General features: G+C 66.4%; 8 protein-coding genes and 1 pseudogene. 6 read left to right on the top strand and 3 right to left on the bottom strand.

Going from position 1 to position 9,124, the window contains the following annotated elements:
- Nucleotides 1–106 precede the first annotated feature (106 nt).
- Nucleotides 107–642 (bottom strand): annotated as a pseudogene (locus tag AX709_RS05415) (DUF6653 family protein).
- A complete protein-coding gene (locus AX709_RS05410) occupies nt 639–1,259 on the bottom strand; it encodes a TetR/AcrR family transcriptional regulator (RefSeq protein WP_066547645.1) in 621 nt (206 codons plus the stop codon). Before AX709_RS05410 ends, AX709_RS05415 begins: the two are co-directional and overlap by 4 nt.
- Before the next feature lie 844 nt (nt 1,260–2,103).
- Here AX709_RS05410 and AX709_RS05405 point away from each other — a divergent pair.
- The 5 genes from AX709_RS05405 (at nt 2,104) to AX709_RS05385 (ending at nt 7,121) form a co-directional block, all read left to right on the top strand.
- Entirely contained in the window at nt 2,104–3,054 is a 951-nt protein-coding gene (locus tag AX709_RS05405) for a hypothetical protein (RefSeq protein WP_156454167.1), read from the top strand.
- Entirely contained in the window at nt 3,051–3,923 is an 873-nt protein-coding gene (locus AX709_RS05400; RefSeq protein WP_066547639.1) for a HesA/MoeB/ThiF family protein, read from the top strand. Before AX709_RS05405 ends, AX709_RS05400 begins: the two co-directional genes overlap by 4 nt.
- Before the next feature lie 98 nt (nt 3,924–4,021).
- Nucleotides 4,022–5,050, top strand: a complete 1,029-nt coding sequence (locus AX709_RS05395; RefSeq protein WP_156454166.1) for a hypothetical protein — start codon at nt 4,022–4,024, stop codon at nt 5,048–5,050.
- Nucleotides 5,047–6,144, top strand: a complete 1,098-nt coding sequence (locus AX709_RS05390) for a GNAT family N-acetyltransferase (RefSeq protein WP_066547635.1) — start codon at nt 5,047–5,049, stop codon at nt 6,142–6,144. The genes AX709_RS05395 and AX709_RS05390 overlap by 4 nt, the downstream gene beginning before the upstream one ends.
- Nucleotides 6,141–7,121, top strand: coding sequence for a hypothetical protein (locus AX709_RS05385; RefSeq protein ID WP_066547633.1), 981 nt, complete (start codon nt 6,141–6,143; stop codon nt 7,119–7,121). The genes AX709_RS05390 and AX709_RS05385 overlap by 4 nt, the downstream gene beginning before the upstream one ends.
- On the opposite strand, the gene AX709_RS05380 is transcribed toward AX709_RS05385, so the two are convergent.
- Entirely contained in the window at nt 7,118–8,752 is a 1,635-nt protein-coding gene (locus AX709_RS05380) for a hypothetical protein (protein WP_156454165.1), read from the bottom strand. The two genes, AX709_RS05385 and AX709_RS05380, sit on opposite strands and share 4 nt — an antisense overlap.
- Before the next feature lie 137 nt (nt 8,753–8,889).
- On the opposite strand from AX709_RS05380, the gene AX709_RS05375 reads away from it, so the two are divergent.
- The gene (locus tag AX709_RS05375; protein ID WP_066547617.1) at nt 8,890–9,090 is read left to right on the top strand and encodes a hypothetical protein; all 201 of its coding nucleotides are present in this window, start codon (nt 8,890–8,892) and stop codon (nt 9,088–9,090) included.
- Nucleotides 9,091–9,124 lie beyond the last annotated feature (34 nt).

Raw genomic sequence — 9,124 nt, 5'->3', positions numbered from 1 at the left:
AGGGGGTCCCTTTTGCGCGCCGATAGGGGGTCCCGATTGGACGCCGATTGACAGCTCTTGACCCTAAAATGCGGTTCGCAACGATCTTGCTCGCTTCCAGAAGCTGTCACCGCCCGGTCGATACCGCATATGATTGGGGTGGCCGATAGCGGAGCTCCGGATGACTGCTGATCATGTCTTCGTAGAGGATGGCCATGCGATCAATGTACCAGAGCTTTCCGACCGTAATCACGGCTATGCCGAAAACCGTTGGCCAGAGATCGAGCGTGACGAGACCCCAAACCAAGAAGGGAAACCCCATCAGAGATGCGATATTGAGCACATTTGGCATGACCTTGTGGCGGTTCGGTACCGCGACACGATGCCTGTTTGACCATAACCGTTCGCCGAAAACGCCCTTGGCGATCCAATAGCGATCGTCACGAACGGGACCGAATGCGCGTGGGTTCAGCCATATCCAAAGCAGCGCCAGAAGATGGGCGCAAGCGACCACCAGCCCAACCAGACGCGACTCCAGATGGCGAGCACGAGCAGCGGTAGGCAGGTCGTGAACCGGGTCCACCCGCTCCACGGATTGGCGTGGCGAGCCCAGCCCACTTCATCTAACCCGAAGGCGCGAGCAACACGGCTTTCGGCGGTCATGAATGTGCCTCACGTCTAGTCAGGCCTTGAGATACCGCGTCGATCAGCGTCGCTGCGGCGGCTTGAAACCGCTGCGGCGAGTCAAACCGGTCGCGATGCACTGCCAGCAGCGAAACCGACCGAACCACATCGATCAAGGTTTCAATAGAATGCGTGCAAATCTCTCCGCTATTTGTACGCTCCGCAAAGAAAGTAGCGAGCGGGCGTTCCATCCATGCAGCCTTTTGCTGAAGGTCATCAGGACGCACACGCTTCGCGATTGCCGCCAGCGAGTGCGGTTCAGAGGCAAGCCGGGCAAGAAAGGGGTTCGTCTCGTACTCGGCCAGCAGCGCGTGCAGGAACGTAGATAGCGCTTGGGCGGCTGACAGCGCCGGATCGGAGAGCGGCGTCATGACACGATCCGTCACGCCTTCGGCTTCGGCCGCGAGGAGATCGAGGATGAGCACCTCTTTTGACGAGAAAAACGCATAGAAGGACGTCTTGGCGATTCCCGCTGCATGCGACAGGCTCGAGAGCGAAACCGCCTTCAGACCGCCTTCAACGAACAGTCGGCGACCCTCCGCCAATAAAATCTGCCTGGCCAGAGCGCGGTCTTCCTCGGTGAATGCCCTTGCCATGAACGCCTCTATGAACGAATCATCGAACCGTTCATAGAGGGACGCGGTATCGTAGGCAGAGATCGGGAAAGCCTAAAACCTGCTGCCTGTGCTGGGGACGGGCCGGATCGACACAAAGCTGCGATCGCTCGGGGCGGTCGTGCACGTTTATGGCCACAGTCACGTCAATCGTCGCGCTGTGATCGATGGCGTCACTTACGTGAACAGCGCGCTCGGATATCCGCAGGAGACGGCGATCTCAGAGCGGCGCCTCAGATGCGTTTATGAGAGATGAGCCGCCGCATCATTGTTTGATGCGGTTCGGGCGGCGCGCAAGTGCGTCGGCAAGCCCGTGCATCGTAACGTCGGTGTACATTGGCGCCTATGGCGGCCGCCGCAGCATTTCGGACCGTCGGTTTCATCTTTTCGTCTCTCCGTCGCCGGTGATGCCGCGGACGCATCATCGAGTTGCTAAAGTCTCCCGGAACACTCGATCTTTGGCTCACCTAGCTTTCGCACGAGGAATTTGGAGCTGGATCAGCGAAAGCGGCCATCGGTCAGCTTTGCTCGCGAGACGGTCTTTTTGACGGTCGCAATCCGGCATGTCCACGCCAGACCACCCCGTCTCGCGCCAGTCACGCAATCTCCCTCTGGTATGGAGCCGCTGCCATTGCGTGCCTGAGCGACCGCTTCGCTTTCAGGGGGGTGTAGGATCCATCCGGCGTCCCCGGATCTGGGACTCCACGCATAACCCATCCGACATCGAAGCGACGTGGCCGATTGCGCCGGGTCTGGGGAGAAGAGCGTATCGATGCGCCAGCGCGTAGCCATGGCAGGAGAAACGTAACCCGGTTTGGCGTATCATATGGCAATGGGGCGGGCATCATTTCTGAAAGCGTTTGGCGGGAACTATCTGCATCTGCGCTTCGCGGCCTCCCCCGAGCTCTCCGTGGAGACGATTGAGCGACCGGGCGCCTGGCTCGCGCCCGTCGATGTCGAGCGGCTGGTCGCCGATTGCGCGGTCGTGGTGCGCGCCTGCCTCGGCGGGCGCGATCTTGACTATGGTCTGTTCGGCGAGGATCGCTCGCCATGGGCGCGAAGCGTGATCACCATCGTGCGCCGGCGCGACGATGGTCGCTCGATCGCGTTCAACGCCATGCCGATCCTGCCGGTCGTGCGCGGGGGGCAGGCCGAAGAAATCCTCCATCTGGGCCTCGTGATGATCGACCCGAACGATCGCGGCGAGGGGCTGTCATGGGTGCTCTATGGCTTTACCTGCTTTGCGCTGTTCGTGCGTCGCGGCTTGCGGTCCCTATGGATCAGCAGCGTGACGCAGGTTCCCGCGGTCGTCGGCCTCGTCGCGGAAACGTTCTCCGACGTGTACCCGGCACAGGCGGGCACCCGGCAGACCTTCGCGCATCGCCACTTCGCGCATCAGATCATGCGCAGCCAGCGCGATGCGTTCGGCGTCGGTGAGGACGCCGGATTCGATGCTGATGCACAGGTGATCACCGACGCCTACACCGGCGGATCCGACAATCTGAAAAAAACCTTCGCGGTCGCCGCCAAGCATCGCGACCCGCGGTACAATGCATATTGCGAAGCCGCGCTCGACTATGCGCGCGGGGACGACGTGCTGCAGATCGGCAAGCTCGATCTGGCGACGGCGCGGCGATACGTGCTGCGCATGGTCCCGCGCGGTGCGCTGCCGGCACTCATGGTGCAGGTCGTTTTCATCGCGCTCGCCGCGGTGATTGCGCCGACGCTTCAATGGCTCGACCCCCGCAAACCCCATGGTAGGCTGCGCCCCGCATGATCGAATTCTCCTATCGCGAGATGACCACCCGCAACCGCGGCTTTGTGACCGAGGACGAGCAAGAGCGGCTACGCGGCGGCAGCGTGTTCATTCCCGGCGTCGGCGGTATGGGCGGTGCGGCGTTCATGGCGCTGGTGCGTGCAGGTGTGGGCAGCTTCGTCATCGCCGACATCGACGATTTCGAGGTCTCGAACCTCAATCGTCAACTGTTTGCCACGCTCGATACGGTCGGCCGGGCGAAGGCAGAGGCAGCGCGCGATGGCGCCCTCCGGATCAATCCGGATGCCCGGGTTCTGGTCCATGGCGGCGAATGGACCGCGCAACTCGACGACATCCTTCAGCGGGTCGACGTCGTCGTCAACGGAATGGACGATGCCGCTGCCGGGGTGCATCTTTATCGCCGCGCCAAGGCGCATGGAAAGACGGTCATCGATGCCTATGCCTCGCCCTTGCCCTCGGTGACGCGCGTGGGCCCGGCCGCGCCGCGACTGGAGGAACGTCTGTCCTACCCCACCGTCGGGGTGGAGTGGCAGGCGGTGACGCCGGGGATGAAGATCGAGTGTCTGATGCGCGAGATCGAGTATGTCCTCGTCCACAGCAGTTCGCACAAATATGTCGACCTCGACATCGCGGGCGAAGTGGCGGCCGGCACGCGGTCGCGATTCTCGTTCTCGACGATGGTGACCATGGCCGGCACGATGATGGCGGAGGAGGCGATCCGCGTAATCCTCCGGCGCGAGGGCGGGGCGGACCATCGGGGCTGGTTCTTCAATCCGCACGCGGGCCGTGTCGAGAAGCCGCTTCCGGCTGTTCTCGCGGCGCCGAAGAAGCTCGTCGTGCGCCGTTTCATGAAGCGCTTCATGTCGTGACGCCGGGGCTCGTTCAGCCGGTCCTGCTCGCCGTCGCGTTGCTTGCAGTCACCGTTGCGCTGCGCGGCATCGGCCCGCAGGGGCGCGCCGCCAATCCGGTGGCGCGGCGGCTGGTGACGATCTATCGCCTCGTTGCAGCCCTGCTCGTCTGCCGCCTTGTCATCGTCCTCGTGCCGGGCGCGACCGCCTCTTTCGTTACCGTGGCGCTGATGGTCGTGGCCGCCTGGCTGCCGCTCGCGGGGCTGCGTTTTGCGGAGGAACTGGTCCGGCGACACGCGGCGCGCTGGATCAAGCTACTCGCGCTTGTCGGGGGGGCCGCGTTCTCGGTTATCGCGCTGACCATCGGCTTCGTCTGGAGCGGGCCGACCCTCGTCGCGCTCGCGACATTCCAGGCCATTGTCGTCGCATTGATGGTGATGCTGATAACCGCCAACCGGACCGGGCTGTCGCAGGGTGAGCGGGCGACCGCCGACACCTTCCTGATCGCGTTGGCCGCGACCATCCCGATGGCGCTGACCGATTTCCATGCAATCGCTCCCGGCTTGCCCGTGCGCTTCGGCCCCTTCGCCATGCTGCTGCTCGTCCTCGCGACGTCGCACCTGGTCGACGGTGCGGATGCGCCGCGCAAGCTTGTGCGCGACGTCCTCCTGTGTCTTGGCGGAGGCGGACTTGCCGCGTTGGCGAGCGAAGGCAGCCCGAGCGCCGCCGCGTTCGGTACTGCGCTTTCGGCGCTGGCGTTGCTTGTCGAGCGGTTTGCGCGCAGTCGTCGCGGCACCGAGGGACTCGTCCGCGCGCTCGCCCGGGCCGATCCCCGCGATCCTGCGGCGCTGCTCGCAAGCCATCCGTTGCTGGCGACGGGCAGGGTCATCGAGGGTGAGGCGCTCGCAGCCTGGCCGCAAGCGACCGTCTCGACGCTCGCGGCGATGCCGGTCGTGAGCGATTCCTCGGTCGACCCGGATTTGCGCGACGCAGCCCGTGACCTGCTCGACTCGCTCGCGGCGACGCATCTCGTCCGGTTGCCCGGCGATCAGCCGCGCTTCCTCGCGGTATCGGCCGGCAGCTTCGCAGGCCCGCGCCTGGGCGACGAGCTGATTCTGCTTTCCCGGCTGTTGGAGCGAAGCGCGTGACAATCGAGCTGCGCGAAGGCGATGCGGACGCCTTTTTCGATGTGCCCTTCGCCGTGTATGACCACTCGGTCGGCTATGTTTCGCCGCTGAAGCGCGATATCCGCCGGATGCTCGATCCCGCGAAGAACCCCCTGTGGGCGTCCGGCAATCCGTTCCGCTACTGGACTGCCCATCGTGACGGGCGTCCGCTCGGCCGGATCGTGGCGCATGTCCATTCGCAGTCGAACATGCGCCATGGCATCCGCCGCGCGCAGTTCGGCTTCTTCGACTGCGCCGATGACGGGGACGCTGCCCGCGCGCTGCTCGACGCTGCGACAGATTTTGCGCGCGCGCATGCGCAAAATGAGCTGGTCGGAAACTTCAACCTTACCGCGATGCAGCAGGCGGGCGTGCAGACCGGCGGCTTCGGCAATCGCGCCTATACCGATATGATCGTCGGGCCACCGCATCTGCCGCGCCTGCTCGATGCAAACGGGTTCCAGGCATTCTTTCCGATGACCACCTTCGACATCGACTTGTCGACCGTGAACCTGGCCACCGTCGAGGGGTTCGACGCCGCCGCCGGCTTCCGCTTCGCACCGGTCGAAAAGCGCGTCTTTCCCGAGCGGATGGCCGAAGCGCGACAGGTGCTCAACGATGGCTTTGCGGCCAATCCCATGTTCGTTCCCCTGACCGCCGACGAGTTCGAATTCCAGGCCGGCGAGATGAGCGCGATCCTCGATCCGCGGCTGTCGTCCGTACTGCACCACGACGGAAAGCCGATCGGGGCGGTGATCTGCATCCCCGATCTCAACGGCTTCCTCGCCGCGACGCGTTCGCGCATCGGCCTTGCGACGCCGTGGCACTACCTGCGGTATCGGATCAACCGGAAGCGCGCGGTGATCATCTTCTATTCGGTGGCAACCGCATGGCACGGCCGCGGCGTCATGCCGGCGATGCTGGCGCGGACGGTGACCGCCCTGCGCGATGCCGGGTACGAGCGGCTGGGCGTCACCTGGATTGCCGACGTCAACGCCGCGAGCCTCTGCCAGATCGATCGGCTCGGCGGAAAGCCGCTCCATCGCACGCATCTTTTCCGCAAGGAGATCGCATGACGCGCGAGGACATGGCGGCGCTCGTGGCCGAAGCGGCGCTCGCGCCGAGCGTGCACAATGTGCAACCTGCCCGCTGGCGGATCGACGACGATGGCGCGACGCTTTTCGAGGACCTGTCTCGGCGCCTGCCCGCCGCCGATCCGACCGGCCACGATGCCGCAATGAGCCTCGGCGCGGCAGCAGAGGGCTTTTGTCTCGCCGCCAGCCGCGCGACGCGGGGCGTGCGTGTGGAGCGGTTGCAGGGCGGCCGGGACACCGGGCTCCGACGCACCGCGCACTTCGCTTTGTCGGGGCCGGTCGAGCCCGATCCCCTGGCGGAATGGGTCGACAGGCGCAGTTCGTTCCGGGGGGGCTTCGAAAAAGCCTCGCCCGCCGACCGCGACGCCGCCACCGCGCTCGTCGGCGATGATGCCGCCATACTCGCCGACCCCGCGACGCTTAGGGCTGTCGACCGCCACCTCGACGAGGCCAGCTGGCGCTTCATGCGCGAGGATCCGTTTCGTCGCGAATTGCTGTCGTGGATGCGGCTGTCGCGCGGACATCCCGATTGGGCGCGCGATGGACTCAATGCCGATGCCATGGCGATGGGGCCGATCGCGGCCAGGGGCGCCGGACTGGTGCTCGGGCCGATGTTCGGATGGCTTGCGCGGGCCGGATTGGCGAAGCCGCTGGTTTCCGAGGGGGGCCGGATCGCGAAGGACGCGGCGGTCGTCCTGTTCCACCGCCCCGTCGGCGAGGATCCGTTCGACAGCGGCCGCAAATTCTATCGCCTGTGGCTGCGGATCGAGGCGGCGGGATTTGGCGCGGCGGTGCTTGCGGCGCTGGCCGACGATCCGGAGGCGAACGCATGGGCGAAGGACGTGGCGCGCATCCCGCAGGATCGGCGGCTCGTCTCGGCCTTCCGGCTCGGTCGCCGGCCGGCAGGCCCCATTACGGCGCGGGCGCGGCTGCCGATCGACGAAGTTCTGATCGGCTAGAGCAGCTTCAGATATTCGATCAGCGCGCGCTTGTCGGCCGCGGACAGCGCGGTGCCCTGCAAATGCCCCGTCGCGCCGCGGCCCTGCGTGCCCGTATCGATCCATGCTGGACGGGAGAACGGCCGGTACCCCGGCGGATAGCGCCCGTCCGCTGTCAACCTCAGCCCAAGCGCGCCGAAATCGAGCGCATGTCCGCCAACCATGAACCGCGCCGGTCGGCGCGCGGGATCGAGCAGGGCAGCGATGGTCGGCACCGATCCGTTGTGCAGGTAAGGCGCGGACGCCCAAAGTCCCGCGAGCGGTGGCGCCGCATAGCCCGGACCCTGACGGACCGTGATGAGCGCGCGATAGGGGGACTTCGCCACGGCAGCCGCCAACGCGGAATCGAAATTTGCGCGGCGCATCGGATCGGTTCCGACATCGCCGTACCAGTTGGGGAACGACACGAGCCGCGGCGCGTCCAGCCTGTCGTCGTATGTCCCGTGGCAACGCGCACATTGGCCCGCGTAAAGCGTGCGCCCGCGCGCCGCGGCAGCGCGGTCGACGACGCCGGGAAACCGCTGCGCCTGATAGCCGTCGATAAAGGCCATGACGTCTTCGGCGTCGTCGAGGCTCGCCTTTGCCTTGTCGGGATGTACGCCCATGCTCGGCACGGTGAAAAATGTCGTGATCGCGGCCAGTGCCCGCCGCCGCGACGGGTCGGGTGGAGCGGTCGTCGGACCGGCGCCCGCACCCGGGACCGCGTAAACCCCGTCGGCAAGCAGGCGCGTCCGCCAGGTTCGGTCGCCGAGATCGGGAATCGAAACGACGCCCGCATCGCCCCGTCCGCCGTCGGTCAACGGCGTCCCCAGCGCCTGCTTGAGCGCGGCGACCCCGTTGGTGCTTCCCGGCGCGCCGTTGGTGAACGGTAACGGCCGTTCCGCATCGGCGAGCGCGTCGAGGCGCCTGCGGGCGAGGGGAAGCACGATCAGCCGCAGGCTCGCGCGCTCGCGCCAGCCCATCTCGGGGAACAGGGTCTGCGCCGCGGGAAGGAGGTCGGGCGAATCGATATGCCGGCGCATCGCCCGAAAGACGGCAAGGGTGTAGGCTTCGAGGTCGATCGAGGTGTTCGGCATCCCGAGGGCCGGGCGATCCGGCATCGGGATGCCTTCCGCGCTGTAGGTCGCGCCCGCGTGGCACGCCGCACAACCGAGGTTCGAAACCATGACCTTCGCCCCCGCCACCGGGGCGATATCGCCATAGGTCATGCCGAGCGGCAGCGACGACGCAACCTGGCGCACGCCTTGCGGGAGATTGATCACGCGGGTGCCGGTCAGGAAACCGAAGCGGGCAAGCACCCTGTCGAGCGTTGCCTGCGACAGCGACGCGGCAGGATCACTGGCCTGCGCGTCGAGTACCAGCGCCGTCGCCGCGATGCGCCACGGGAGCGCGTTGGTTGCCAGCGCATCGGTGCTGATCCCGCCGAAGCCCGCGCCCATGAAGGCCGCCGCGCCATGCGCCCGGCGATCCGCGTCGGCGGGCGCGACCGGGCGGGACTGCGACTCTGCGACCTGTACCGACAGCAACCAGCCCGCCGCGCCGATCGTGACCAGCGTGATCGCGGCCCCGGCCAGGATCCTTCCCCGTTTCATCGCGCGAACTTCCTCGCCGCCGCCGCGGCCGCTGACGGCTGTGTCCACCGCAGATAGTGGCCGCACGCGTCGATCATCGTCAATCGGGGATTGGCATCTGCGTCGGGGGCGCTCGACATTCGTCGCCCGCCGGATCTGTGCTCCGCTCGACGATCTCGCGGCCGCGCTGCCCGGCCTCCACCTGGGCGGCGGCCAGCGCGCGCGTGCGCGACCTGAGGCTGATCGTCCATGGTGCCGTCACGCTGTCGATCATCGGCCAGCTGCCGATGTCCAGTGACGCCGCGATCATCGATGCGATGCTGCGCACCGGCGTCGCACGGCTCGTCGGCCTCGACTGAACCCGCGGCCCGCGCGCCGACCCGGGATGCCGCA

Source organism: Sphingomonas sp. CCH15-F11 (genome assembly GCF_001557005.1).
Lineage (GTDB): Bacteria > Pseudomonadota > Alphaproteobacteria > Sphingomonadales > Sphingomonadaceae > Sphingomonas.
This window is presented reverse-complemented; position numbering and strand designations above follow the sequence as displayed.